We start from the raw sequence: 25791 nt of genomic DNA, 5'->3' as shown, positions 1-25791 counted from the left end.
CTCGAGGAGCACCGCCGGCAGGGGCGCAAGTATTCGTTCGCTCTTGGCTGCGCGGCTCAACGATCTTCCGGGCCACCACGGAGGTCGGCCTGAAGGTTTCGGCATCCAGCGGTGCGACACTGGAGCAGCCCATTGGCGTTGTCTCGGGGTCCATCGCCGCGGTGCGCGAGGCCGGGTTCCAGGGCAGTCGCTGCCTCGGCGAGTGCGGAGTCTGCGGCGTTCGTGACGCCGCTATTTTGTCGTAGGTCTTTGGCAGAGTTACCCCATGGAAGTCACGGGGGAACTTGCAGCAGGAGGACGGGCGTTGCACTGGGCCAAAATGCCCGCCGCCGCTGACGCATCTGGTGCTGTCGGTCACCCCGTTTCGGGCCGTGGCCTGCGGAGTGTTCCCGCGGTATCCCCTCAGCCGGCGGCCACAGCGTTCGACGGCGGTGGTTCCGGTGATCTGGACCGGTGCTTCGCGCTGCTGGCGGCTTTGAGCTCGACGGCGGTCACGGACGTTGCAGTGGTGGGTTTCCAGGAGGCTGCTGACTTCGCCGCCCGGGTGGAGGACATCTCCCGGGCCGCTGAATATTTGCAGGTGGTTGCTGCCGGGGCAGTGGACCGGTCGCGGCGGGAGGCCAGTGCTGCTGCAGCTGCTGCGCGGGCTGGCTCGGGTTCGGGTGCGGCCGTTGGCTGGACCACCGGGTGGGGCGAAGAGACGGCCGTGCATGGGCCGATCTGCTGGGCGACCGGGACGCATGCCAATGAAACGGTGACCGGCCAGGTCGAGACGGCCACGGGTCCCGGACCAAGCCCAGAACCGCCGAAGTCCAACGATCCGGATCCGGCCGGTGACGGGTGCCGGAACACCACCGAGTTCCTGCGTATAAGACTGCGGATCGGTGCCGGCGAAGACCGCCGCCGGCTCGCCCTGGCCGAGGCCGTGCTGCCCCGGGCCGGGATCACCGGCCACCCCCAGCCTCCGGAACGTCCCGTGCTCGCCGCGGCCGTGGCGTCCGGGTCGGTGGGTTCCCGTTCCGCGACGATCATCACCGTCGCCTTGGACCGGGTCCGGCATCACGCCCCTGCGGAGACCATGGCCAGGATGGAACACACCCTGACCCGCACCGCGGCCGAACAGGACACCGATTTCCTCGCCCGCGTTGCCCGGCAACTGGTTGAGGCGGCCGACCAGGACGGCAGCGAACCCTCCGAGGAGGAACTCCGGCACCGGCAGGGCGTCTTCATCCGGAAACCCCGCCGCGGACTGCACCACGTGGAATTCTTCGCCACCCCGGACCAATACGAACCCCTCCTGACCGTGATGAACACCGCCACCAACCCCCGCACCCAACCAGGCGAACAACATCTGGACCGGCGGACCCGGCCCCAGCAGCTCCTGGACGGCCTCGTCGGCGCCGCCAAAACCACACTCGCCACCGGAAACCTCCCCGCAGCCGGCGGTCTGCGTCCCCAGGTCATGGTCACCATCGACTACCGCGACCTCCTGGACCGCCTCGACCGGCTCGACCAGAACAGCGACAGGCCAAACGGCACCGGAGGCATCCCCGGCACCACGGGCACCGGGACCATCCCCGGCATCCCCGGCACGGGCTCGTTCACGTTCACCGGGGCCGTCACGGCCGCCACGGTCCGGAAGATCGCCTGCGACGCCGACATCATCCCCGTCCTCCTCGGCAGCGAGGGCCGCGTCCTGGACATCGGCCGGACCACCAGGATCTTCCCGCCCCACATCCGCAAAGCCCTCACCGCCCGCGACCAAGGCTGCGCGTTCCCGGGCTGCACCATCCCCGCCCCGTGGTGCGAAGCCCACCACATCACTTACTGGTCACACGGCGGAACCACCAGCACCGAGAACGGCACGTTGCTTTGCTCCCATCACCACCACCTGATCCACAAGGAACAGTGGCAGATCCAGGTCAAAACCGGGATCCCGTGGTTCATCCCGCCACCCCACATCGACCCACACCAAAAACCCCAACGAAACAACTACTTCAGACTCGATTGACGCTGCACCATGCCGGCCCGACGCTCTTACGAGATGTCCTACTGGGTACTTCGTTGGGTTTTCGGGCCAGGGACTGTTCGGAGCCCTGTTAACTTCCTAATGTGGGGGGACGGAGCCGGAGGGGCGGCGCATGCGGGTGCGGGCGATGACGGTCCGGCGTGGACCGCCAGCAACAGTCCCGAACGTGCAAGGACGCACAGAGAAGAGAGCACCATGAGCAACCAACAGGCGGCACCTGAGACAAAAGGTGTCACGGTGGAGGTACTTTCAACGGTTGACCTAGCCTCCGAGATCGAGGGCATGGAAGGGCGCCAGCTTCGAACGCGAATGGTGACTATCGAGCCCGGCGGCGTGTTCGGCCCGATCCACGACCACGTGGGCCGCCCTGGCACCGTCTACATCCTGCAGGGAACGATCACCGACCATCGAAACGGCGTCGCTACAGACTACGGGCCCGGAGTGGGATGGCCCGAGGACCGGAATACCACCCACTGGCTCGAGAACAGGGGGACGGTTCCGGCAGTGGAAATCTCGGTCGATATCGTCATGAAAGAGTGAACCCAAGCATGGGTGGTCCTTCGTGAGGGCGGAAACCCTACCGCCCCGCCGCGTACCCCTGCGCACCGCGCGGGTTCGCTGCACCCTGCAGGACTCCCGTCCGGGGATCACGGACAACGGCGGACAGCCGTCCCAGTGTCCAGTCTCCGGCGCGTGTGATCCGGTGGCCGCGGCGCTCAAGACCGGCGATGACGTCCTCACCCAGCCTGTCCTCCACCACTGCGCCGCCGGGCTCCCAGGTGCGGGGCCAGAAAGACCCCGGCATCGACGTCGTATGGAACGTCGGCGCGTCGATGGCCTGCTGCGGAGAGTAGCCTCCCACGATGGTCCGCAGCAGGTATGGGAGCTGCCACTGGTCCTGCTGGTCACCGCCCGGGGAACCCAGCGCTGTAACAGCCGCGCCGTTGTGCAGCACGAGGGTGGGCGTCAGGGTGGTGCGGGGACGCTTCCCCGGGGTGAGCGTGGACGGTGTTCCGGGTTCGAGCCAGGTCATCTGCAGCCGGGTGCCCAGGCAGAAACCCAGCTCGGGGATCGCCGGGGAGGACTGCAGCCAGCCGCCCGACGGAGTCGCCGAGATCATGTTGCCCCAGCGGTCCACTACATCGATGTGGCACGTGTCGCCACGCATTTCGCCGCTAGCCAGGACCGTCGGCTCACCCACGCCGGCGCCGGCACTCCCGCGAAGGCCCGGCCCGTCGTCGTCGTTCACGACCGCCGGCGGCACGTACTCCGTCCGCAGCGGCGGGATAAACGGTTCGTGTCCCGGAACCCGGCCGGGCCGGAACTCATGCGATGCCCGTTCCGTGATCAACTGCCGGCGCTCCGCGGCGTACCCGGCAGACAGCAGGTAGTCGAGCGGAACGTCAGCGTCGCCGTAGTAGGCCTCCCTGTCGGCGAGCGCCAATTTCTGGGCCTCCAGGATGGTGTGCGCGCCCCGTTCGGTGGACGGATCAAGGTACTCGTCCGCGAACCCGTCCAGGATCGCCAGGGTCTGCAGAAGCGCCGGCCCCTGTCCCCACGGGCCCGTCTTGGCGATGGTGTGTCCCCTGAACCCAACAGTGGCTGCGGCTTCGTAGCCCGCTTCAAATCCCCCGAGGTCATCCATTGCCAGCACGCCACGGTGGTCAGTCCCGGACGAATGGCGGTGCGGCGTCTGCACGGACCGCACCATGGCCTCCGCTACAAAACCCTCGCCCCATTCCCGGCGTGCGGCGTCGATGCACGCTTCCCGCGTGGACCCCGCGGCTCCCGCCTCCACCAGCCGTTCAAGAGTCTGAGCGTAGGCCGGATTCCGGACCAGTTCCCCCTCGGCGGGGATTCTTCCCCCGGGCATCCACAGCTCGGCCGACGTGGGCCAGTGCTCCGTAAACAGCTCGGACACTGCCGCTATCGTCGCCCCAACCCTTCCCAGCATCGGGTGGCCGTCCCGCGCGTACCCGATCGCGTACTCGAGCACCGCCTGCAACTCCCACGTTCCATGGTCGCGCAGCAGCACCAGCCAGGCGTCGACGGCGGCAGGCACCGCCGCCGCCAGGGCGCCCGAACCCGGCACAAGCTCCAACCCTTCCGAGCGGTAGTGCCCGGGCGTCGCTGCGGCGGGGGCCGGACCCTGCCCCATCAGGACCACCGGATTGCCAGGTTCCTCAGCCGTGACAAACACTCCGGTCATGTCCCCGCCCGGACCGTTCAGGTGCGGCTCGACCACGTGGAGCACAAACGCCCCGGCGGTGGCGGCGTCGAACGCGTTCCCGCCCCGTTCCAGCACCGCCTGGGCGGCCGCGGTGGCCAGCCAGTGCGTGGAAGCGCTCATCCCGAAGGTTCCCCGGAGGGTGGGGCGCGTGGTGAACGGATCGGGCCGCGTGAAAGTCATGGGGACCACTGTAGCCACAGCCGGCAGCGGGACAACGGATTAACAGCGGCGCCGGATGTGCAGCTACTTGCCCAGTCCGGCCTTCCGCAGTGCCTCGGCCATCGCGGTGTTGACCGGTGCGGGCTTGGGCGGCGGCGTACGCTTGGCATCCGAACGGCCGTTCCGCGCCTGGTTGCCCTCACCCCGCGCCTGGCGGCCCTCACTCCCCTGCCGGGGCGTGCCGGATTCCTGCCGCGGTGCGCCGTTCCCCGGCCGCCCGGCAGCAGCCGGCCTGGCACCAGCAGCAGCCGGCCGGCCGCCGACAGGTGCCGGTTCGTCGTCGAGCCTTAGCGTGAGCGAGATGCGCTTCCGCTCCGGGTCGGCCTCAAGAACCTTCACCCGCACCACCTGGCCGGACTTCACCACTTCGCGCGGATCGGATACGAAGCGGTTGGCCAGCGCGGAAACATGCACCAGTCCGTCCTGGTGCACCCCGACATCCACGAACGCCCCGAACGCGGCCACGTTGGTGACGGTGCCTTCCAGAATCATGCCCGGGCGGAGGTCGGAGATCTTCTCGATCCCTTCCGAGAACTTGGCCGCCGCAAAGGCCGGTCGCGGGTCCCGGCCGGGCTTCTCCAGCTCAGAAATAATGTCCTGCACCGTGGGCAGTCCGAAGGCGCCTTCCACGAAGTCCTGCGGGTTGAGCGAAGCAAGGCTGCCAGTACCTGCCCCTCCTACGGATGCCCTGCCGCCTGCGGCGGCGAGGATCTTCCGTGCCACCGGGTAGGCCTCCGGGTGCACGCTGGACGCGTCCAGCGGCTCCGCTCCGCCGGTGATCCGCAGGAAGCCCGCGCACTGTTCGAATGCCTTGGCCCCCAGCCGCGGCACCTTCTTGAGCTCGCTGCGCTTGGCGAATGGCCCGTGCTCGTTCCGGTACGCCACGATGTTCTCGCTCAGCAGCGGTCCGACGCCGGCCACCCTGCTCAGCAGCGCGGGTGACGCCGTGTTTACGTCCACGCCCACGGCGTTCACGCAGTCCTCCACCACGGCGTCCAGGCTGCGGTCCAGCTTCGCGGCCGTGACGTCGTGCTGGTACTGCCCGACGCCGATTGACTTCGGTTCGATCTTGACCAGCTCCGCGAGCGGATCCTGCAGGCGCCGGGCGATGGATACCGCGCCGCGCAGGGAGACGTCCATGCCGGGCAGCTCGGCCGCGGCAAGCGCCGACGCCGAATACACCGAGGCGCCGGCTTCGGATACCACGAGCTTTTCCGGCGCCCGGGTTCCGGCGCCGCCCTGCCCCGCCGGGGACTCGGCAGACAGCTTCCTGATCAGCTCGAGGGCCAGCTTGTCGGTCTCGCGTGAGGCCGTCCCGTTGCCGATCGCCACCAGTTCGACGGCGTGCTGGCGCGCCAGCCGCACCAGTGTTGCCAGGGCCTCGTCCCACTTCCGCGCCGGGGCGTGCGGGTACACAGTGTCGGTGGCCACTACCTTGCCGGTCCCGTCCACCACTGCCACCTTCACACCGGTGCGCAGGCCCGGGTCAAGCCCCAGGGTGGCACGGTTGCCCGCCGGCGCGGCAAGCAGCACGTCGCGGAGGTTGGCGGCGAACACCCGCACCGCCTCGTCCTCGGCTGCGGCGAACATCCGCCCGCGCAGATCGGCGGTCAGCCGGGCCAGCACGCGCGAGCGCCACGCCACCTGCGCGGTCTGCAGCAGCCACTCATCGGCTGGCCGGCCGCGGTCCGCAACCCCGAGGAACCTGGCCACGGCGGATTCGTACCGGCCGCGGGCGGCGGCCAGGGCGTCGTCGTCGGACGGCTCAGCCTCGGCGAGGTCCAGCTCCAGCACCCCGTCCTTTTCCCCGCGGAGCAGCGCAAGTACGCGGTGCGACGGCATCCCGGACGGCGCCTGCGAAAACTCGAAGTAGTCCTTGAACTTCTGGCCTTCGGCTTCCTGGCCCTTCTTCACGCGGGACACCATGCGGCCCTGCGTCCAGAGCCGTTCGCGCAGCGTCGCGGCCAGGTCCGGGTCCTGCGCCACGCGCTCCACCAGGATGGACCGGGCGCCCGCCAGCGCCGCCGCGGCGTCCTCGATGGAATGTTCAGCGTTCAGGTATTTGGCGGCCTCGCGCTCCGGGTCCAGTTCCGGCCGCTTGAGCAGCGCGTCGGCGAGCGGCTCGAGCCCCGCCTCACGGGCGATCTGCGCCTTGGTCCGCCGCTTGGTCCTGAAGGGAAGGTAAATATCTTCCAGGCGGGATTTGGTATCGGCACCGACGACGGCGGCCTGCAGTTCCGGCGTCAGCTTGCCTTGTGCGGCTATCGCTTCAAGGACCGTCCGACGGCGGTCCTCCAGTTCGCGGAGGTACCGGAGCCGCTCCTCGAGGTCGCGGAGCTGGGTGTCGTCCAGCGTCCCGGTCGCTTCCTTGCGGTACCGGGCGATGAAGGGGACCGTCGAGCCGCCGTCGAGCAGTTCCACCGCGGCCTTCACCTGCCACGCCTTGACGCCCAGTTCGTCGGCGATCTGGGCCGCGATGTGGTCTGCCGTGGAATCAGCAGTTTTGGCGGGGGACGGGGAAGGGCGCTGCGGGATGTGGTTCACCCAGAACATTTTGCCCTACCGGACCGACACTGTGTCGCTGCGTCCTCCCTCAACCACCCCCAACCGGCCAAAACTGGGACTATCCACAAAGGGAAAGAAGTGATGTAGTGGCAGTTGGGGGAGCCCGGCGATCTACGGAGGCGGTCCACGATGCAGGAGTTGCTCATCATCCTTCAGGGCGGCTTTAAGGAGGACAACGTCACGGTTTTCGTCAACGGCAAGCAGGCGAGGCGCGACACCGAGCTCTCCACCAATCCGCTGCTTGGCATAGCCGAGGAAGTCGCCATCGAGGTTCCGGCGCGCGGGGCCACCATCGGGGTCGACGTGACCAGCCGGGGCCTGTCCGGGGGCGTGAAACTCAGTGGCAAACCCAAGAGCCTCCTGGTGTCCATCGAAGACGGCAAACTACTGGTGCGGGAGGGGACGGGCCGCGAGGCCTTCCTCTAGCTTGCAGGCTTGATCAGCGGGCGGCCCGCCCGGTCAGCAAGACCGACTGTCCGCGCGCCCGCCCGGCGACGATGTTCCGGCGGTGCAGGGCGACCGCCAGGAGGATCAGCGGCACGTGAATGGCCGGGAGGTTCCGTGCGAACCACTTGGGCAAGTAGATATCCGTTACCGAACCCGTCTCGTCACCAAGCCTTTTGGCCACGGCGGTCAGCGGGCAGTGGAACCCGTAGGCGGCAAAAATGAGCGTCTCGCCGGCCACCACGGACGCCGCCACCCCGGCCCGCCTGTCCGTGCGACCGCGGATGCCCGCGTACAGGACGTAGGCCATGCAGGCTTCGATCAGGAACCAGGCCAGCGTGTGAAACGACTTCACTGCCCTCAAGGCCATGCGGTCTCGGTCCATGTGTCCGCCTCGTGTCCGTGTTCCGTCTCGCCCTATTTCCCTGGAACTTTCCCTGGAACTATCCGTGGAACGCGGTCAGCGTCCGAGGGTTCGTCGTCGGCGATGTCCTCGGCGATGTCCTCAGCCCACAACTCCGGGGAGTCGCGCTGGAAAGCGAGCATCATGTCCACGCAGCGCTGGTCGTCCAGCACCAGCACTTCAACACCCCGCGAGCGCAGGAGCTCGAATTCGCCAGGAAATGTCCTGGCCTCCCCCACCACCACCCGCGGAATCTTGAACTGGATGATCGTCCCGGTGCACATCGCGCATGGCGCCAGGGTGGTGTACAGCGTGGTGTCGCGGTAACTCTTCTGGCGTCCGGCAGCACGGAGTGCGGCCATCTCGCCGTGGGCGATGGGATCTCCGTGCTGGACCCGCTCGTTGTGGCCGCTGGCGATCACCTCACTCCCCCTCGCGAGGGCCGCCCCGATGGGGATGCCGCCCTCACTGAGGCTCTGTTCCGCGGCCCGGACAGCTGCTTCGAAGGCTGCCTCATCGTACGTGGCAGCGGCTAAGGCCGCTTCCCCGGTGGCGGCGTGGTCACCTTGTGGGTTGCTCATGCGGCCCTCCCCTGTGGCCGGCAAGTCCCGCCGACTCCTCGATATCCTGGACCACTTCATTCTTCCTGAGAAACCAGGGTTTGAACGGCGGGTCAAAGCGTGCGAACCGCGGCGCTCCGACTGGCCTGAGACCGGCTTGCGCCAGGGCTTCCTGCAGGGCACTGTTCCGCTTCTCGAACGCCGCTTCGGTCCCCCTGCCGGAGAATCCCAGGACCGCAGCCACCGAGCCCGGCACGGCCCGGATTTCCACTCGGGGATTGTTGGGAACGGGAGCTGTTGCCGCCGAGATACCGGCGGGAAGAACGAATGCAACAACGAATTCGCTATCGCCGGGGGTACCGCTCTGGACCACCGGCGCCGTCATGGCCAGTTTCCGGGATGGCGCGGGACTTTGCAGGACCGGGGCGGTCATGGACACGGACTCGCGTGCGGTGTTGTTACCGCTGATGTAGCCGAAAAGAAGCCGAAAAGCGGCGTTGCCCGCACTGTCAAAGGGCGCGTTGACCTTCACTTCGGCGACGGCGTGGGCCGGGTAACGGCGCACTTCAAAATCCGGAAAGCGTTGGACGACTTCAAAAGGCTGCTGTTCAGTCATGTTCCTCAGACCTTACGCCGACCGTGCCTGCCCGGCCAGAGGCTGGCGTGCCGCGGCAGAGCCGAACGGGGAGGGCCCAAGCCAAATTGTCAGGGCCCTTTGGTAGCTTGGCAATAAGGCATCAGCGGCAAACCCCACCAACCGGCACCGCAATATCTACGGCAATGAGGCGCAGTGTTTCTTCTTGAACCGGAAGTACCGGACCAGGCGCAGGACCTGGTCTTCTCCGCGAGCGATCTGGTGATCGCCGCAACGTGCGAATACCAGTTGCTCCGCAAGCTGGACGAAAAACTGGGCCGCTCCCCCAAAGCCGAGTTCGAGCCTGACGAAATGCTGGCGCGCACAGCGAAGCTCGGGGACATCCACGAACACAAAGTCCTGGCCAATTTCCTTGACGAGTTCGGTCCATGGAATCCCGCCACCGGCCGCGGCGTGTACGACGTCGCGGCCGCCACCGCCATGGACCGCGCCACCCTGCAGGCCAAGCATGCCGAATCCATCGAGGCGCTGCGGTCGGGGGCGGACGTCGTTTTCCAGGCGGCGTTCTTTGACGGCCGCTTCCACGGCCGTTCCGACTTCCTGGTCAAACAGGACGACGGCAGCTACGCCGTGTACGACACCAAACTGGCCCGCCATGCCAAAGTGACGGCGCTGCTCCAGCTTGCCGCTTACGGAGACCAGCTGCTTCACGCCGGAATCGAACCCGACCCGGTAGTTACGCTGGTCCTCGGTGCCACAGTGGAGACGGACGGAGGCGGGTTCGACTATGTCCGCAGCAGCCACAAGCTGGCGGACATTCTCCCCGTCTTCCGCGAGCGGCGGGAAAGGTTCCTGGCCCTCACGGCCGGCCACCGGAACCAGCCCGACACCGTCGGCTGGGGTGCGCCCGGAGTTGTTGCCTGCGGCCGGTGCGACTACTGCAAGGAACAAGTCAAAGCCACGGACGATCTCCTGCTGGTGGCGCGGATGAACTCGGCACAGCGGAAGAAACTCCACGGGCAGGGGATCTTCACCGTCAGGCAGCTGGCCGACGCGACGTTGCCCGGCGCCACCCCGTCCCTGCTGCGAATGCAGGACCAGGCCCGGATGCAGAGCAACGCGGGCACGGCGGAGGGTTCCGTCACCTACGTCAAGGACGGTGAACAGCTCAGCATCAGCTACCGGGTCGTCCCGGAGAACACGCTGGCAGAACTGCCCCCGCCGAGCCCCGGAGATATTTTCTTCGACTTCGAAGGGGACCCGCTGTGGCAGGACGCCGCCACGGGAATCTGGGGCCTGGAGTATCTGTTCGGGGTTATCGAAGCGCCTTCGGAACCGGATGGCCGGACCGTGTTCAAGCCGTTCTGGGCCCACAACCGCGCGGCGGAAAAGCAGGCCTTCCTCGATTTCCTGGACTACGTGGAGGACAGGCGGCGCCGGTACCCTGACATGCACGTGTACCACTACGCCGCCTACGAGAAGACGGCCCTGCGCAAACTCTCGGTCATGCATGTCGCGGGTGAGGACACCGTGGACACGTGGCTGCGGGACGGGCTCCTCGTGGACCTGTACCAGACCGTACGGAACAGCATCCGGATCTCGGAAAACTCGTACAGCATCAAGAAGCTCGAGCCGCTCTACATGGGCAGCAACCTCCGCTCGGGAGACGTGAAGGACGCAGGTGCATCGGTGGTGGCGTATGCAGATTACTGCGAGGCGCGCGACGCCGGTCTTGCCGAGGACGCAGCGGCCATCCTCGCCGGCATCTCGGATTACAACGAATATGACTGCCTCTCCACGCTGGGGCTCCGCGACTGGCTGCTGCGGCTGGCTGCCGAGCGCGGAATCGGCGGCGCACCGGACGCCAGGCCGGACGGCACCGGGGGCGGGGGCGGCAGCACAACCGAACGCGGGGCCGCCGGAAACTTGGAACCCGCGGGACATTCAGGACCCACAGGAAATTTAGGCCGGGCGGCGCCTGATTCCGACGACGGTGCCGTGCTCGGGCGTTCCGAACTCGCCATCAGGGCTTTTCTGGACCGGGCGGCGGAATTCCGCACCGCCGGGAAGGAGTTCGGCAGCGCGGAGGCCGACGTTCAAGCCGTCGCCATGGTGGAGGCGGCCGTGAGCTACCACCGCCGCGAGCGCAAGGCCTTTTGGTGGGCCCACTTTGACCGCTGCGAGAGCGGACCTGACACCCACCAGCAGGACCGCAATATCTTCCTCGTCGAGGAAGCCCGCATCCTCGACGACTGGCACAAGGTGGGCACCAGGCTCCCCGAGCGCAGGGTACAGCTGACCGGCACAGTCAGCGCCGGATCGGACCTCCGCGAAGGCAGCAAATGGTTCCGGATGTATGACCGTCCTTTGCCCGCGGGCCTCGAGGGCACCGGCAGCGACGGCTCGGGCCGCAACGGGTGGTTCGGGACGGAGGTTCTGGAGCTCGGCCATAAGGACGGCAGGGATACCGTAGTGATCCGGGACCGGCTGCACCGGAAGATCGAACCGCATAACAACCTGCCCATCGCGCTCACCGAAGACCAGCCTGTTGCCACCAAGGGCCTGGAAGAGGCGCTGGCCCTGCTGGCTGACCAGGTCGCCGCGGGCCTTCCGGACGCTTCTGCGGGGCACCTTGGAGAGCCTGTCTTCCGGAAGCATCCGGCACTGGATTTGGTGCGCCGGGTTCCGCCGCGGCTGGCGACAGGCGGGCCCCTTCCCGAACCGGCGGGCGGCGCTGACCGCTTCATCGATGCGATCACGGCAGCCGTGCAGGCCCTCGACCACTCGTATCTGGCCGTCCAGGGGCCGCCGGGCACCGGCAAGACCCATGTGGGTTCCCACGTCATTGCACGGCTCGTGGCCCGGGGCTGGAAGGTGGGCGTCGTTGCCCAGTCGCACGCGGTGGTGGAGAACCTGCTCTGCACCGCCGTGGAAAAAGCTGGGGTGGACCCGCGGAGGGTCGCCAAGGACGTCAAGCACGACGGTTCCCTGCCATGGGACCACCGCGCTGCCGCCGACGTGGACCGCTTGCTCAGTTCTCCGGGCGGCGCCCTGGTGGGCGGCACCGCCTGGACCATGACTGGCTCCACCGTGCCTGCCGGGTCCTTGGATCTTCTGGTGATCGACGAGGCCGGGCAGTTCTCCCTCGCCAACACCCTGGCCGTCGCCCAGGCAAGCCCGCGGCTGCTGTTGCTAGGCGATCCGCAACAGCTTCCCCAGGTTAGCCAGGGCACCCACCCTGAGCCGGTCAACGAATCCGCCCTGGGCTGGATCTCTGCAGGCCGTGCCACGCTTCCGCCGGAGCTGGGCTACTTCCTGGCGGACACCTGGCGCATGGCGTCGCCGCTGTGCTCTGCCGTTTCGGAACTTTCCTACGAGGGCAGGCTGCAGTCCGCCAGCGCCGCGGACCTGCGGTTCCTGGCGGGCGTCCCTGCCGGAATCGAAACCGTGATGGTCGCCCATAGCGGCAACATCACGTCTTCCCCGGAGGAAGCCGCTGAAGTGGTGAACCAGGTCGGCAGGCACCTGGGCCTGACCTGGCACGACGAAAACGGGGACCGCCCGCTGGGGCCGGAGGACATCCTGGTGGTGGCGGCCTACAACGCGCAGGTGAACCTGGTCAGGGACGCCCTCGACGCAGCCGGCCACACAGCGGTCAGGGTGGGCACCGTGGACAAGTTCCAAGGGCAGGAGGCCGCCGTGGTGATTGTGTCCATGGCGTGTTCAGCAGTGGCCGAGGCTCCACGGGGCATGGAATTCCTGCTCTCCCGGAACCGGATCAACGTGGCGGTGTCCCGCGGCAAATGGCGCGCCGTGGTGGTGCGGGCACCGGAATTAACCAACTACCTGCCGACACATCCCGAGGGCCTCGAACAGCTGGGCGGTTTTATCGGGCTGTGCCAGCGGTCGGTGGCTCGCTAGAAACAGCCGAGCCAGACTTCAGCAGGGCTTCATCCAGGACCGCGCCGAAGTTCCCGGCGTCGTGCGCGAAGCGGCCCAGGAACAATCCGGAAACACCGCCCAGTCCGGGCAGGAGTCCGGGCTTCGCTGAACCGCCGTAGATGACCGGAAGCTCCTGCAACCCGTGTGCGGCAAGCAGGCCGCGGAGGTGATTGACGACGTCGGACACGTACGCCGCGTTGGCGGGCTCGGCAGCGCCGATGGCCCAGACGGGCTCGTAGGCGATGATGAGGCGGGAGGCCAGTTCCCAGTCGCCCCCCACGGCGGCCTCTATCTGCCGGCCCACAAAGCCGGCGGCGTCCCGGGCCGCCGCGCCCGTGTCGCCGTCGGACGCCTCCGCCGCGGAGTCCTCGCCGACGCACAGCAGGGGCGTCAGCCCGGCGTCGTCCGCGGCCCGGACCTTGAGCGCCACCATGGAGTCGGTTTCGCCGAAGTGCGCGCGGCGTTCGGCATGGCCGATTTCCACCAGGCGCACGCCGAGCTCGGCGAGCATGGACGGCGCCACCTCGCCCGTCCACGGGCCGTCCGCCCAGCCGCAGTTCTGCGCGCCGAGCAGCATTGGCGAACCGGCAAGAAGAGCGGCAGCCGCCGGAAGCACCGGGAAGGCCGGTATCACAAACGGGACAACCCGCCCGGCCGCGAGGGCCGGACGGGAGTCCACTTCGTGCCGCAGTCGCTCCAGCCACTCCAGGGTGTCCCGGTAGCCCAGGTACATCTTGGTGCTGACGCCGACATACGTGACGGCGTTGTCTTTGCTTTTCACGCTGTTCTACTTCTCGAGCAGTTCGTCCGCCTTGTTCTGGAACCTCTTGGTCGCGAACATCATGGCGGCCGCCAGGAACGGCAGGACGCCGAGGGCATAGACGCCCATGGTTCCGGTGTCGGACGCCGTGACCTGGTTGACCGTGGTGCGCAGGATCGGGGCCACGAAGCCGCCCAGGTTGCCCAGCGAGTTGATCAGGCCGATGCCCGCGGCGGCCGCCGTGCCGGTGAGGAACGCCGTCGGGTAGGACCACGCGATGGGCCCGATCGACAGGAAGCTGCACACCGCCAGGGTGATGAAGATGATGCCCAGTGCCGGGATATGGTTGGCGCCGGCCCAGGCCGAGCCGAAGATGCAGAGCCCGGTGGAGATGAACAGCCCCGTGCCCCACACCCGGCGGCGGACGATGGTGTTGGCTGCCTTGCCGATGAAGTAGCAGGCGAAGATGCCGAAGAACCACGGGATGGCCGCCATCAGGCCCACGGCGAAGCCAACCTTCTGGCCGGTCAGCTGCGCCACCTGCTGCGGCAGGTAGAACGTCACGCCGTACACCGCCACCTGGAGGCAGAAGTAGATGACCGTGAAGTACCAGACCTTGCGGTTCTTCATTGCGGCGAGCACGCCGCGGGGGCCGGTTTCCTCCTTGACGGTGTCCTCCAGCGCCATGACATCCAGCAGCGCCTTCTTTTCGCCCGTGTTCAGGAACTTGGCGTCCTGGGGGCTGTTGATCAGGAAGAAGTACGCGGCAATGCCGGCCAGGACCGCGAGCATGCCTTCAACGAAGAACATGACCTGCCAGCCGGCCACGCCGGGAACCTGGTCGCCGATGTTGATCAGCCAGCCGGACAGCGGTGCGCCCATCATCTGGGAAAACGGCTGAGCCAGGTAGAAGATCGCGAACATTTTCACCCGGACCTTGTTCGGGAACCAGGCCGCCAGGAACATGATGACGCCCGGGAACAGGCCGGCTTCGGTGACACCCAGCAGGAAGCGCAGGATGATGAAGGAAGTCTCACCCTGGACGAAGGCGAAGCACGCGGACACGATGCCCCAGGTGATGGCGATGCGGGCCAGCCACACCTTCGCACCGAACTTGGTCAGGAGCAGGTTGCTGGGGATTTCGAATAGTGCGTAGCCGATGAAGAAGATGCCTGCGCCCAGAGCGTAGGCCCCGGCGGTGACCCCGCGGTCCACACCGAGCGCTGCTTCAGCGAAGCCGACGTTGGTGCGGTCCAGGAAAGCCACCACATACAGGATGACCAGCATCGGCATCAGCCGGAACGAGGCCTTGGAAATCGCCGATTTGAGGACCGGCGAATCCAGGAGCTCCTTGGTGGATGTTGCTGTTAGGGACATCAAAACTCCTCTTTGAGTAAATCAGTTGCGAACGAAGGTGGTGCCTGGGGTCCTAGCGGGAGAACGCGATGATCATGATTCCGGCGAGGCAGGCAAGGATGCCCACGGCGAGGTAGATCCGGCGTTCGCGGCTCCAGGACCTGAGCCCCGTCACCTGGGATGTTGCTGGTTTGTGCTGTGCCATGGGTGGCCTTCCCTAGTGCATGTAGAGTCCGCCATCCACATTCAGCGTCTGGCCGGAGATGTAACCGGCGTCCTCGCTGATGAGGAAGGCGATGGCTGCTGCGATGTCGCGTGTGGATCCGACCCGGTTGACCACCAAGTCCTTGGTGAGTTCGTCCTTGCGTTCCTGGCTGAGCGTGCCGCCCATGATGTCGGTATCGATGGGGCCCGGGGAGATGGCGTTGACGGTGATGTCGTACTCCCCCAGTTCGCGTGCCGTGGCGCGGGTCAGGCCGATCACGCCGGCCTTCGCCACCGAGTACGGCGTCTTGGAGAACGTGCCGCCGCCGCGCTGCGCGGATACGGAGGAGATGTTGACGATGCGTCCGATCCGGTTCTTGACCATGGATTCGGCCACGCGGCGGGTGGCGTAATGGACGCCATTGAGGTTGATGTTCAGCACGCGGTCCCATTCGGCGGCGTCCAGTTCCAGGTACGGAACCGGTGAACTGACGCCGGCCACGTTGGCCAGGGCAACGATCTGCGGCAGCTCCGCTTCGATCTCATCGATCGCGTTGCGGACGGAAGTTTCATCGGCCACGTTGGCTCCGACACCGAAGGCCTGGACACCGTACTGGGCGGCCAGTTCCTTGGCTGCGGCCTTGCACAGGGCGTCGTCCAGGTCGATGATGCCGATGTTCCAGCCCTGCGCGGCCAGGTAGTTGACGGTGGCCCGGCCGATGCCGCGCTCGGAGACGGCTCCGGTGACGATTGCGGTGCGTTCTGCGGGGAAAATGCTCATGGGTGTGCTCCTGAATGATGGCGAACGGGAAATCCCTGCCCGGCGATGGGGCCGGCGGCAGGGCAGGTCCTAATGGATCGGGGCGGGACCGAGGTCTTCGAGAAGCTGCTGCATGGCGACGTAGGCCTTGTTGCGGTACGCAATCAACTCGGGGGTGCGCTCGGCCGGAACGTTGAGGAAGCCCGCACCGGTCTTGGTGCCCAGCTTCCCGGCTTCCACCAGGTCCGTGAGGATCTTGGGGGTGGCGAACCGCTCCGGGAAGTCGGTCTGGAGGGACTTGTAGCAGAAGTTGTAGACGTCCAGCCCGGCCATGTCCGCGATGGCAAACGGACCGAAGAACGGCAGGCGGAAGCCGAAGGTGGTGCGGACCAGCGTGTCCACGTCATCCGCCGTCGCAATGCCCTGCTCCACCAGCTGCGCTGCTTCGTGGAACAGCGCGTACTGCAGGCGGTTGAGCACGAAGCCGGTGACGTCCTTGACGACGGCGGTCTGCTTGCCGGCGGCGTGGACCAGGTCGCGGGCTGCGCCGACGGTGGCCGCCGAGGTGCCGGCGTGAGGGATGATCTCGACACCGGGGATGAACGGCGACGGGTTGGAGAAGTGCACGCCGAGGAACCGCTCGGGGTTGGTGACCGGTTCGGACAGTTCGGCGATGGAGATGGTGGAGGTGTTGGAGCCGATGATCGCGTCCGGCCGGGCGGCGGCGCTGATGCGGGCCAGGGTCTGGTGCTTGATGGCGATGACCTCGGGAACGGCTTCCTCGATGAAGTCCGCGTCCGCCACCGCTTCCTCAATGTCCTTGGCGGCCCAGAGGTTCTGCTTCAGGATCTCTGTGGAACCGGCGGGGAACAGGCCGTCGGCCACAAACTGGTCCGATTCCGCCAGGAGGCGGTCGTAGTTGCTTTGCGCCACTTCGGCGGACACATCGGCGAGTGCAACCCGGGCCCCGCCGAGCGCCAGGACCTGCGCGATTCCGCCGCCCATGTAGCCGGAGCCGACGACGGCGATCTTCCGGGCGCTGTTCACGTCAAACGTCGCTGTGTTTTCCGCGTTTGCTGGGCCTTTTGCTGTTTCGGTCATGATCAGACTGCCTTCGTGTAGTCGGGCTCGTAGGAGCAGATGGCGTCCACCTTGGCGGCGGAGGATGATGTCTCGTCGAAACGGTAGTCGAGCCATTCGCCCACCAGCTTCTTGGCCAGTTCCAGGCCGATCACGCGCTGGCCCATGGTGAGGACCTGCGCGTTGTTGCTCAGGACCGAACGCTCCACGGAGTAACCGTCATGGGCCGTGACGGCCCGGATCCCGGGAACTTTGTTGGCCGCGATGGCTACGCCCAGTCCGGTCCCGCAGATCAGGAGGGCCCGGTCTGCCTCGCCTTCGGCCACCTTGCGGGCGGCGTCGACGGCGACGTGCGGGTACGCGGTTGAGTCGTTGGCGCCGACGCCCACATCCGTGACGGACGCGACGCGGCTGTCGCCTTCAAGCAGCGCCTTCAGCGCTTCCTTGTATTCGACGCCCGCTTCATCATTGCCGATGACAATGCGCCAGCCTGCGGTGCTGGTCTTGTCTGCGCTCATGGTTGTGCTCCATTTCCGGCCGCGGAGGCGGCCAGCGGTGAATTCGTCAGTAGTGAATCCGTCAGTTCAGAATCGAGGTAGTTCGAGATCCGGGCCGCGATCAGTCCGAAGGAAACCGCGCCGGGGTCGGGGTGGCCCAGGCTCTTTTCGGCGAGCGGCCGCGCCCTGCCCTTGAGCGGCCGGAGCGAAGCGGTGGCGTCGGCCGCCTCCTGCGCAGCAGCCGCTGCTAAGGCGAGCGCCGCGCGTACCGGGGTGCCGCCGTCGAACGCGGCCAGGAAGGCGACCCGGAAGGGTAGCAGCGCGTCCACCATGGTCTTGTCCCCCGGTTCGGCCTTCCCGAGTTCGGTGATGGCGTCCACGAAGGCGGTGACGGCGGCTGCCGCGTCCTCGCCGCGGTAGGAGTCCTTGTTGCCGAGGGCCAGGCCGGCGGCAATCACGGCGGAGCCCCACAGCGCCCCGGAGGTTCCGCCCGCGCGTTCGCTCCAGGCTTCGCCCGCGGAAGTGAGTACGCGTTCCGCCGACGCCCCGGCTGCCGAGGTTTCCTGTGCTGCCGCGAACGCCGCGTCGACGCCGCGGCGCATGCCGATGCCGTGGTCACCGTCGCCCGCGATGGCGTCCAGGTTGCCCAGTTCCTCTTCATGCTCGACGACGACGCCCTGCACCTGGGCGAGAACGGCGGCTGCCAGCCGGCCCAGTTCAGCCGCTGCCGCCGTCGTGTTTTCCGCTTCACCGGCCACGGCGTCCTCCGGTCCGGCCAGCTCGCGGCGGGCCCGCGGCGCCAGGTTGCCCTTGCGGAAGGCTGGGGTGTCGGCCGGGGCTGCCCACAACTGCTCCAGTTCATCGTCCAGCCAGAGAAGCGTCAGGGAGAGCCCGGACATGTCCAGGCTGGTGACCAGCTCGCCGCATTCCGGTTCCACCACAGTCAGGCCGGCCGTGTTGAGGAGCTTTTCGATCTTGCCGAAGAGCAGGAACAGCTCGTCGTACTTGACCGTGCCCAGGCCGTTGACGATGGCCACCACGCGGTTCCCGGCGTCGTCGGGCTTGTCCGCGAGGAGCCTGGAGACCAGCAGGTCGGCGAGTTCGGAGGCGGTGGGCATGGGGTGTTCGGAGATGCCTGGTTCGCCGTGGATGCCCAGTCCCAGCGACATCTGGCCGGCGGGCACGTGGAACAGCGGCGCGTCCGCTCCCGGGAGCGTACAGCCGTCAAATGCCACGCCCAGGGAACGGGTGCGGTAGTTGGTCCGGACCGCCAGGCGTTCGACGGCGTCGAGGTCCAGCCCGGCTTCGGCTGCGGCCCCGGCAATCTTGAAGACCGTCAGGTCCCCGGCGATGCCGCGGCGCTTCTCGATCTGGTCCAGCGGTGCGCTGGCGATGTCGTCCGTGACCAGGACGGTGCGGGTTTCGATGCCCTCGGCATTGAGCCGCAGCTGGGCCTGGCCGAAGTGGAGCACGTCGCCGGCGTAGTTGCCGTAGCTCAGCAGCACGCCGCCGCCCGCGTTGGCGGCCTTGGCCACCCGGTAGACCTGGCCGGCGGCCGGGGAAGCGAACATGTTGCCGCAGGCGGAGCCTGTGGCGAGGCCCGGCCCCACCAGGCCCGCGAAGGCCGGGTAGTGGCCGGAGCCGCCGCCCACCACCAGGGCCACCTGGCCGGCGGGCACCTCGGTGGAGCGGACCACGCCGCCGTCCACCCGGGCAACGTACCCGCGGTTGGCCGCCACAAAGCCGTCCAGTGCCTCATCCGCGAAATCTGCGGGGTTGTCGAAGATCTGGGTCATGGTTTCCTCATTGAATCCGTGTTGGGAAGTAAGGCTGGGAGTCCGGAGTGGTGCGGCCGCCCCCGAATGGCGTGCCGGCCGCACCACGCGCTGGCTCAGACGGTGCTGAGTTCCGAGGCTGCGGGCAGCTGGCGTCCTTGCGCCACCTGGCTCCGGCCCAGGGTGTAGCCGTCCGTCTTGGGGAGGACGTGGCGGCGGAGGTAGTCCTGGTTGCTGGCCGTCACGCTGAGGCCGTCTCCGCCGTAGTGCTCAGTGCAGAGAATGCCCTGGAAACCTACGGACAGTGCCAGCTTGAAGGCCTCGCGGTAGTTGATGAGGCCGCTTTCCATCGGCGCCGGCATGGCGACGTACATGTCCCGGGCGGCGTCCTCGTCCCGGATGTAATTCTTCATGTGCCAGTAGTTGGAGTACGGCAGGGTCTTGGCCACCATCTCGCGCCAGTCCTCGATAGGACGGTGGAGCCGGATCAGGTTGCCGAGGTCCGGGTTCAGGCCAACGTTTGAGAGTCCGATGTCCTCGACCAGCTGCACGGAGGAGTCCGCAGTGCCGAGGTAGGTGTCCTCGTACATTTCCAGGGACAGGAGAACCCCAACTTCGGCTGCGTGCCGGCCCAGTTCGCGGAGACGGCTGACGGCGTTGCCCCAGGCTTCCTTGTCTCCCGCCGGGTCCTTGTAGCCTTCGACCGTCCAGAACCACAGCTGTTTCTGCTGCTCCGGCGTGATGGCCTGGTGGAGGCCAAAGGAGACGACCTCGCAGCCCAGTTCGGCGGCGGCGTCGATGGTGCGGTGGCTGTAGGCCAGGTTGGCTTCCCAGTTGCCTTCTTCGATGACGCTCCGGCGGATGGCGGAGATGACCGGGACGCCGATGCCCACGGTGTCCGCCGTCTGCTTGAACTCGGCCAGGCGCTCCTTGCTGAGATCGCCCGGGCGCACCCAGCTGTCGGTGAGGTCCGCATGGGCGAATCCGGCTTCCTTCACCTCGGTGAGGACCTCGGCCCAGGCTTCGGCGCCGGCGTCGTTGATGTGGGTTCCCTGGGCGTCGGTGCCCGGGAACTGAAGCAGGGCCGCAGTAATGGGCCAGTTCTCGGCTGTGTAGGCCATGTGTTCACTCCTTGTGCGAATCCTGTTTCCTATAGGATTTACTATCGACAAAGAGTTGTCAAGGTCACACTTTTGGTGGTTACAGCCCAACTAGCTAGCAGTAGACGTCGCGAAAAGGCTCGATAACGACGTTATCTGCCAGTCAGTTGGGAGAGAGCGCTAAGGGTGAGGCTTAGCTTTCCGGGGCGTCGGCGATGGCGCGGCCGCGGACTTTACGGACGTGCTCGGCCATGGCCGCGGCAGCCGTTTCGGGGTCTCCCGAGGCCATCGCGTCCAGGACGGCCTGGTGCTCGGCGATGGCGTTCTCCGCATCCGTGATGCCCACGCCGCCGAACAGCCGGAAACGCTGAACCTGGCCACCAAGTGCGGCATACGCTGCCACCATGAACTGGTTTCCGGTTTGTTCGGCGATGAGCCTGTGGAAGCGTTCGTCGGCTTCGAGGTAGTCGCGGTATTCGGCGAATGAGGGTCCCCGCGGCGCGGTCTTCAAGTCGGTCACGGCCTGCTCCAGCTGGGCAAGCCGCTCCGGGGTTAGCCGGCCGCAGGCGAGTCGGGCATTCACCGGCTCAATGGCGAGGCGGGCTTCCATGAGTTCGGCGAAGTCTTCGCGGGTGAACACCGGAGCCACGCGATATCCCTTGAGCGCCACCCGGCGGACCATGCCGGTGTGTTCCAGCCGGGCCAGGGCTTCGCGGACGGGGGTGGGCGAAACGTCCAGGTCCCGGGCTGTGCCGTCGATGCTGACGGTTGCACCCGGTTCGAGCCGGCCATCCATCAGCGATTCCAGCAGTTCCTCGTAGACGTGGTCGGCCAGCACCTGGCGGCTCACGGGCTTGCCTTTGCGGCTGCCGGGACTGTTGATCTGGGACGGACGCTGCATGTTCAGATCCTATAGGGCTGGCAGCTTGGGGCGGATTTGGCCGGTCACAATCGGCCTTCGGCCGCCACGGGGGGAGCTCGGAACAACGCATTGGGAATGCGCCGAAGGCGGGCGCAATCGGGTTGCGCCCGCCTTCTGCGGAGCCTGTGGAGCTCCATTTCCAGAACCTCGGAGTGCTAGTTCTGCGACTCCTCGTAGAACGGGTAGTCCGTGTAGCCCTCTGCGCCGTCGGCGTAGAACGTTGCCTGGTCCGGCTCGTTAACTGGCAGGTCTTCGCGCCAGCGGCGGACAAGGTCGGGGTTGGCGATGGCCGGACGGCCCACCACCACGGCGTCTGCATGGCCGTCGGCCACCAGCGAGATGGCTTCCTCACGGGTGGTGATGACGCCAAACCCTGTGTTGACGAGGAAGGTGCCGTTGAAACGCGCACGCAGGTCCTGGACCAGTTCGCTGGTGGGTTCCTTGTGCAGGATGCTCAGGTAGGCCAGGTTCAGCGGCGCGATCGCATCCACCAGCAGGCCATAGGTTTCACGGACATCTGCGGCGTCCGTTTCGAGAGCGCCCTGGACGTTGTGCGCGGGCGAGATCCGGATGCCGACGCGGTCCGCGCCGACTGCCTCCACCACAGCCTTCACAACCTCGATGACGAAGCGCGCCCGGTTCTCCGGCGAGCCGCCGTAGATGTCATCACGCTGGTTCGACGACGGAGCAAGGAATTCGTGCAGCAGATAACCGTTGGCGGAGTGCAGCTCCACGCCGTCGAACCCTGCCTCGATCGCGTTCAGCGATCCCTGCACGATTTCCTGGCGGATGCCACGCAGTTCGTCGGTGGTCAGGGCATGCGGGACGGGGTGCGCCTGCTTGCCCTTGTAGGTGCGCGTCTCTGCCTCCACGGCAATGGCGCTAGGCGCGACCACCTGATGGCCACCGTTAATGTCCTCGTGCGAAACCCGGCCACCGTGCATGATCTGCGCGAAGATCCGGCCGCCTTCGGCATGGACGGCGTCCGTGACCTTCTTCCAGCCGGCAATCTGCTCCGGCGTGACAATGCCGGGCTGCCCCGGGTAGGAGCGTCCCGCGGGGCTGGGGTACGTGCCTTCGCTGACGATCAGGCCGAGCGATGCCCGCTGGCGGTAGTGCTCGGCAACGATGGGAGCGGGTACCCCCGCTTCGCCGGAGCGGAGCCGGGTCAGCGGGGCCATCACCAGGCGGTTGGGCAGTTCGAGCTCGCCGAGAGTCAACGGGGAAAACAGCATGCGCAGTTCCTTTCAAAGCGGATTGGGTCCACTGAGCCCAACTGCAAGGCGCCTGCAACTATTCCGGGTGAGACTCGGATCACTACGGATGCACGATGATTTTCACCGCCGTGTCGTTGTGGTGGATCAGGGTGTCGAACCCCTTGTCCACCAGGTCATCCAGGGCGATCCGTCCCGTAATGAAGGGCTTGAGGTCCACTTTGCCTTCCTGGACGAGCTTGATGGCAGCCGCGTGGTCGCCGCGGTAGGCGATCGTTCCGCGAAGGTCGATTTCCTTGAGGACGATCTTCTGCATGTCCACGGTGGCCGGGCGTCCCCAGATGGACACGTTGACCACCACTCCGGCGGGCTTGACGACGTCGAGCATCGTGTCCAGAACGGCGTTCACGCCGGCGCATTCAAACGCAGCGTCCGCACCTGCTCCCCCGGTCAGTTCCAGCACCCGCGCCTTGACGTCGACTGCGCTGGGATCGAGGACATGGTCCGCGACGCCGGATGAGGTAGCTTTCTCTTTACGCGCGGCGGACAGTTCAGTCACCACGGTCGTAACGCCCAGCCCTTTCAGGACTGCCGCCGTGAGCAGCCCGATGGGACCTGCACCGCCGACGACGGCGACGTCCCCGGCTTTCACGTCGCTCCGGCCGACGGCGTGATAGGCCACCGCGAGCGGTTCGATGAGCGCGGCTTCGTCGAGCGGAATGTCGCCGACAGGGTGGACCCAGCGCGAATCAACCACGATCTTTTCGCTGAGTCCCCCGCCGCCGCCGGCCAGTCCAATGAAACCCAGCCTGGTGCACAGATTGTAGTTGCCTGCCCGGCACGGGCCGCATTCGTCACAGACGAAGTACGGCTCCACCACCACGCTGTCTCCGACGGAGAACCCGGTCACGCCCTCGCCCACTTCCTCAACAGTGCCGGAGAACTCGTGTCCCAGGGTGACCGGGGCTTCCTCATGTGACAGCGCGTGGGGGTGTCCGGGCGGCGGGGTGAAAATGGGCCCTTCCAGGAATTCGTGGAGGTCAGTACCGCAGATCCCGCACCAGGCGACGGCAATCTTCACGGCCCCTGGGCGCAACTCCGGCTCCGGGATGTCTTCGATCCGGAGATCCTCGCGGGCGTGGAATCGTGCTGCTTTCATGGTGTTTTCCTTCACTTACGGGCCGTGGATGCACCCGATCGGGCGCATCCACGGCATGTCGTTGGAGTGTCACAGCAGGTGGCCGTCACTCCCAGTGTGGTGCGCGGGAGTGTGATTGTCACGGCCCTCCCCGTCAGCGCTTGTGGTGGGTGGGCTGGAGCTCGTAGACGGGTGTGGGCAGTCCCTCCATACGGGCCTTGAGCTGCAGCGCAAGGTAGTTGGAGTAGTGGCGGCTCTGGTGCAGGTTGCCGCCGTGAATCCAGAGGTTCGCCACGTTCGTTGGCTTCCACATGTTCCGCAGCTCCCCCTCCCACGGCCCCGGATCCTTGGGCGTGTCCGACCCGAAGCCCCAGCATTTGCCGACGGCGTCCGCCACTTCAGGCGAGACCAAGTCAGCCAACCAGCCATTCATCGACCCGTAGCCAGTGGCATAGATGATGACATCGGCCTCCAGCTCGGCCCCGCTGTCCATGACCACGGCGTTGCCGGTGATCTTCGTGACCTGCCCGTTGGCGAGCTTGACCCGTCCGTCAATGATCAGCTGGGAGGCGCCGACGTCGATGTAGTAGCCGGAGCCGCGCCTCAGGTACTTGAGGAACAGGCCCGAACCGTCCACCCCGAAGTCCAGGTCGAAGCCTGCGGCCTCAAGCTGGGAGTAGAACCCGGCATCGCGCCTGGCCATCTCTTCGTAGACGGGGATCTGGGCGTCCGGCAGGATCCGGTAAGGCAGGGAGGCGAACAGCAGATCGGCCTTTTCCGTGGTGACACCGTTAGCCAGGGCCTTCTCGGAGTAGAGGTCCCCGAGCGCCAGGTCCATGAGCGACTCGCTCCGGGCGATGTGCGTGGAAGACCGCTGGACCATGGTGACTTCCGCACCGTGTTCCCAAAGGTCGGCGCAGATATCGTGGGCCGAGTTGTTGGATCCGATCACCACGGCCTTCTTGCCTGTCCAGTCACCGCCGCCCGGGTGCTTGGACGAGTGGTACTGCTGCCCCAAGAAGGACTCGGCGCCGTCGAACGTTGGAACGTTCGGGTAGCCCGAGACACCCAGGGCAAAGACGAGCTGCTTGGGCCGCAAGGTGACCGGTTCGCCGTCGCGAATTACCTGCACGATCCATTCTTGGGACGCTTCATCGAAGCGGGCGTTGGTGCACTCGGTTTTGGACCAGTAATTGAGCTCCATGATCCGGGTGTAGTGCTCCAGCCAGTCACCGATCTTGTCCTTTGCCGCGAAGACGGGCCAGTCGTCGGGGAACTTCATGTACGGCAGGTGGTCGTACCAGACAGGATCGTGAAGGTGGAGCGACTTGTAGCGGTTCCGCCAGGAGTCACCGGGCTTCTCGTTCTTCTCGATGATGATCGTGGGGACCCCGAGCCGACGCAGCCGCGCACCCAGCCCGATACCGCCTTGGCCGCCGCCGATAATCACTGTGTAGGGCTGGTCCTGGTATCCCAGCCGGGCTTCCTGTTCCTCCTTGAGTTCCAGCCACGACTTTCGTCCCTTGCTGATCTCGTGGGCCACGCCCTTCTCCCGGTTGGGCCCCTTCTTTTCCTCGAACCCCTTGAGCTCCTTCATGGTGGTGAGCAGCGTCCAGCATTTGCCGTTGCGGAGGCGCAGGTGGGCATAGCCCCGAGCCTGGGCCGTTTCGAAGTCCACCCAGGCCTCGGTGTTCGCAGCGTCGCCGGTGGCATCCTCCGCGAGGGTCCAGTTGCCGGGTTGAACATCGGCGAGCGTGGCGTCCAGCATGCGCTTGATGGCGTCCTTGCCCTCGAGCGTCTTGAGGTTCCAGGTGAAGGATACGAAGTCGCGCCAGTAGGGTTCTTCTTCGAATAACTGCAGTGCGGCGTCGGTGTCCCTGCTGCGCAGCGCCTCTTCGAACTGCGCCAGCCAGGCCTCCACGATGCCGTTGGGTGTTTCAGGCATGATTCCTCTTTTCGTTGCTACGGTGGGCCGCTCCCGGTTCGCCCCGCTTTGAC

General features: G+C 66.7%; 21 protein-coding genes. 4 read left to right on the top strand and 17 right to left on the bottom strand.

The window, feature by feature from the left end:
• The first annotated feature begins 265 nt into the window (after positions 1–265).
• Together ACFVWT_RS13485 and ACFVWT_RS13480 are read left to right on the top strand one after the other, a co-directional pair.
• The gene (locus tag ACFVWT_RS13485) at positions 266–2011 is read left to right on the top strand and encodes a DUF222 domain-containing protein (RefSeq protein ID WP_390248496.1); all 1746 of its coding nucleotides are present in this window, start codon (positions 266–268) and stop codon (positions 2009–2011) included.
• A 213-nt stretch (positions 2012–2224) separates the two neighbouring features.
• Positions 2225–2569: a cupin domain-containing protein gene (locus ACFVWT_RS13480; protein WP_390248494.1), complete on the top strand. Its 345-nt coding sequence runs from the start codon at positions 2225–2227 to the stop codon at positions 2567–2569.
• 37 nt (positions 2570–2606) lie between these two features.
• Here the strand turns inward: ACFVWT_RS13480 and ACFVWT_RS13475 are convergent, their stop codons facing one another.
• Together ACFVWT_RS13475 and ACFVWT_RS13470 are read right to left on the bottom strand one after the other, a co-directional pair.
• Complete coding sequence (locus ACFVWT_RS13475) at positions 2607–4439, bottom strand: gamma-glutamyltransferase family protein (protein ID WP_390248492.1); 1833 nt, start codon at positions 4437–4439, stop codon at positions 2607–2609.
• Positions 4440–4502: 63 nt separating this feature from the next.
• Positions 4503–7031: a Tex family protein gene (locus ACFVWT_RS13470; protein ID WP_390248490.1), complete on the bottom strand. Its 2529-nt coding sequence runs from the start codon at positions 7029–7031 to the stop codon at positions 4503–4505.
• A 141-nt stretch (positions 7032–7172) separates the two neighbouring features.
• Here ACFVWT_RS13470 and ACFVWT_RS13465 point away from each other — a divergent pair, with 141 nt between their 5' ends.
• On the top strand, positions 7173–7469 hold the full coding sequence (locus tag ACFVWT_RS13465) for a hypothetical protein (RefSeq protein WP_390248488.1): 297 nt from the start codon (positions 7173–7175) through the stop codon (positions 7467–7469).
• 13 nt (positions 7470–7482) lie between these two features.
• On the opposite strand, the gene ACFVWT_RS13460 is transcribed toward ACFVWT_RS13465, so the two are convergent.
• From ACFVWT_RS13460 to ACFVWT_RS13450, 3 genes are read right to left on the bottom strand one after another with little or no spacing between them, the layout of a single operon-like run.
• Positions 7483–7872: a hypothetical protein gene (locus tag ACFVWT_RS13460; protein ID WP_390248486.1), complete on the bottom strand. Its 390-nt coding sequence runs from the start codon at positions 7870–7872 to the stop codon at positions 7483–7485.
• A gap of 32 nt (positions 7873–7904) precedes the next feature.
• Entirely contained in the window at positions 7905–8471 is a 567-nt protein-coding gene (locus tag ACFVWT_RS13455) for a nucleoside deaminase (protein WP_390248484.1), read from the bottom strand.
• Positions 8452–9066 (bottom strand): SOUL family heme-binding protein, encoded by a 615-nt coding sequence (locus ACFVWT_RS13450; protein WP_390248482.1) that lies wholly within the window; start codon positions 9064–9066, stop codon positions 8452–8454. Before ACFVWT_RS13450 ends, ACFVWT_RS13455 begins: the two co-directional genes overlap by 20 nt.
• Before the next feature lie 174 nt (positions 9067–9240).
• Between ACFVWT_RS13450 and ACFVWT_RS13445 the strand changes: the two genes are divergently transcribed.
• The gene (locus ACFVWT_RS13445) at positions 9241–12966 is read left to right on the top strand and encodes a TM0106 family RecB-like putative nuclease (protein ID WP_390248480.1); all 3726 of its coding nucleotides are present in this window, start codon (positions 9241–9243) and stop codon (positions 12964–12966) included.
• Here the strand turns inward: ACFVWT_RS13445 and ACFVWT_RS13440 are convergent.
• The 12 genes from ACFVWT_RS13440 to ACFVWT_RS13385 all read right to left on the bottom strand — a co-directional run bounded on the left by ACFVWT_RS13440 (position 12932) and on the right by ACFVWT_RS13385 (position 25738).
• Positions 12932–13768 (bottom strand): triose-phosphate isomerase family protein, encoded by an 837-nt coding sequence (locus ACFVWT_RS13440; protein ID WP_390248478.1) that lies wholly within the window; start codon positions 13766–13768, stop codon positions 12932–12934. The genes ACFVWT_RS13445 and ACFVWT_RS13440 overlap by 35 nt on opposite strands.
• Positions 13769–13774: 6 nt before the next feature.
• Entirely contained in the window at positions 13775–15124 is a 1350-nt protein-coding gene (locus ACFVWT_RS13435) for an MFS transporter (protein ID WP_390248476.1), read from the bottom strand.
• A 52-nt stretch (positions 15125–15176) separates the two neighbouring features.
• Positions 15177–15308: a hypothetical protein gene (locus ACFVWT_RS13430; protein ID WP_280872991.1), complete on the bottom strand. Its 132-nt coding sequence runs from the start codon at positions 15306–15308 to the stop codon at positions 15177–15179.
• Positions 15309–15320: 12 nt separating this feature from the next.
• Positions 15321–16088, bottom strand: a complete 768-nt coding sequence (locus tag ACFVWT_RS13425) for an SDR family NAD(P)-dependent oxidoreductase (RefSeq protein WP_390248474.1) — start codon at positions 16086–16088, stop codon at positions 15321–15323.
• Positions 16089–16157: 69 nt separating this feature from the next.
• Entirely contained in the window at positions 16158–17168 is a 1011-nt protein-coding gene (locus ACFVWT_RS13420) for a 3-hydroxyacyl-CoA dehydrogenase family protein (protein WP_390248472.1), read from the bottom strand.
• Between the two features lie 2 nt (positions 17169–17170).
• Complete coding sequence (locus tag ACFVWT_RS13415; RefSeq protein ID WP_390248470.1) at positions 17171–17665, bottom strand: ribose-5-phosphate isomerase; 495 nt, start codon at positions 17663–17665, stop codon at positions 17171–17173.
• Complete coding sequence (dhaL, locus tag ACFVWT_RS13410; RefSeq protein ID WP_390248468.1) at positions 17662–19440, bottom strand: dihydroxyacetone kinase subunit DhaL; 1779 nt, start codon at positions 19438–19440, stop codon at positions 17662–17664. Before dhaL ends, ACFVWT_RS13415 begins: the two co-directional genes overlap by 4 nt.
• Before the next feature lie 95 nt (positions 19441–19535).
• Positions 19536–20540, bottom strand: a complete 1005-nt coding sequence (locus tag ACFVWT_RS13405) for a sugar phosphate isomerase/epimerase family protein (protein ID WP_390248466.1) — start codon at positions 20538–20540, stop codon at positions 19536–19538.
• A gap of 172 nt (positions 20541–20712) precedes the next feature.
• Positions 20713–21420, bottom strand: a complete 708-nt coding sequence (locus ACFVWT_RS13400; protein ID WP_390248464.1) for a GntR family transcriptional regulator — start codon at positions 21418–21420, stop codon at positions 20713–20715.
• Between the two features lie 176 nt (positions 21421–21596).
• Positions 21597–22676: an alkene reductase gene (locus ACFVWT_RS13395; protein WP_390248462.1), complete on the bottom strand. Its 1080-nt coding sequence runs from the start codon at positions 22674–22676 to the stop codon at positions 21597–21599.
• An 82-nt stretch (positions 22677–22758) separates the two neighbouring features.
• Complete coding sequence (locus ACFVWT_RS13390) at positions 22759–23814, bottom strand: 2,3-butanediol dehydrogenase (RefSeq protein WP_390248460.1); 1056 nt, start codon at positions 23812–23814, stop codon at positions 22759–22761.
• Positions 23815–23947: 133 nt separating this feature from the next.
• Positions 23948–25738, bottom strand: coding sequence for an NAD(P)-binding domain-containing protein (locus ACFVWT_RS13385; protein ID WP_390248458.1), 1791 nt, complete (start codon positions 25736–25738; stop codon positions 23948–23950).
• Positions 25739–25791: the final 53 nt, after the last annotated feature.

Source organism: Arthrobacter sp. NPDC058288 (genome assembly GCF_042880995.1).
Taxonomy (GTDB): domain Bacteria; phylum Actinomycetota; class Actinomycetes; order Actinomycetales; family Micrococcaceae; genus Arthrobacter.
This window is presented reverse-complemented; position numbering and strand designations above follow the sequence as displayed.

Coding starts and splice junctions, on each gene's coding strand:
- ACFVWT_RS13485 (WP_390248496.1), top strand. CDS start 266: ATGGAAGTCACGGGGGAACTTGCAGCAGGAGGACGGGCGTTGCACTGG.
- ACFVWT_RS13480 (WP_390248494.1), top strand. CDS start 2,225: ATGAGCAACCAACAGGCGGCACCTGAGACAAAAGGTGTCACGGTGGAG.
- ACFVWT_RS13475 (WP_390248492.1), bottom strand. CDS start 4,439: ATGACTTTCACGCGGCCCGATCCGTTCACCACGCGCCCCACCCTCCGG.
- ACFVWT_RS13470 (WP_390248490.1), bottom strand. CDS start 7,031: ATGTTCTGGGTGAACCACATCCCGCAGCGCCCTTCCCCGTCCCCCGCC.
- ACFVWT_RS13465 (WP_390248488.1), top strand. CDS start 7,173: ATGCAGGAGTTGCTCATCATCCTTCAGGGCGGCTTTAAGGAGGACAAC.
- ACFVWT_RS13460 (WP_390248486.1), bottom strand. CDS start 7,872: ATGGACCGAGACCGCATGGCCTTGAGGGCAGTGAAGTCGTTTCACACG.
- ACFVWT_RS13455 (WP_390248484.1), bottom strand. CDS start 8,471: ATGAGCAACCCACAAGGTGACCACGCCGCCACCGGGGAAGCGGCCTTA.
- ACFVWT_RS13450 (WP_390248482.1), bottom strand. CDS start 9,066: ATGACTGAACAGCAGCCTTTTGAAGTCGTCCAACGCTTTCCGGATTTT.
- ACFVWT_RS13435 (WP_390248476.1), bottom strand. CDS start 15,124: ATGTCCCTAACAGCAACATCCACCAAGGAGCTCCTGGATTCGCCGGTC.
- ACFVWT_RS13430 (WP_280872991.1), bottom strand. CDS start 15,308: ATGGCACAGCACAAACCAGCAACATCCCAGGTGACGGGGCTCAGGTCC.
- ACFVWT_RS13425 (WP_390248474.1), bottom strand. CDS start 16,088: ATGAGCATTTTCCCCGCAGAACGCACCGCAATCGTCACCGGAGCCGTC.
- ACFVWT_RS13420 (WP_390248472.1), bottom strand. CDS start 17,168: ATGACCGAAACAGCAAAAGGCCCAGCAAACGCGGAAAACACAGCGACG.
- ACFVWT_RS13415 (WP_390248470.1), bottom strand. CDS start 17,665: ATGAGCGCAGACAAGACCAGCACCGCAGGCTGGCGCATTGTCATCGGC.
- dhaL (WP_390248468.1), bottom strand. CDS start 19,440: ATGACCCAGATCTTCGACAACCCCGCAGATTTCGCGGATGAGGCACTG.
- ACFVWT_RS13405 (WP_390248466.1), bottom strand. CDS start 20,540: ATGGCCTACACAGCCGAGAACTGGCCCATTACTGCGGCCCTGCTTCAG.
- ACFVWT_RS13400 (WP_390248464.1), bottom strand. CDS start 21,420: ATGCAGCGTCCGTCCCAGATCAACAGTCCCGGCAGCCGCAAAGGCAAG.
- ACFVWT_RS13395 (WP_390248462.1), bottom strand. CDS start 22,676: ATGCTGTTTTCCCCGTTGACTCTCGGCGAGCTCGAACTGCCCAACCGC.
- ACFVWT_RS13390 (WP_390248460.1), bottom strand. CDS start 23,814: ATGAAAGCAGCACGATTCCACGCCCGCGAGGATCTCCGGATCGAAGAC.
- ACFVWT_RS13385 (WP_390248458.1), bottom strand. CDS start 25,738: ATGCCTGAAACACCCAACGGCATCGTGGAGGCCTGGCTGGCGCAGTTC.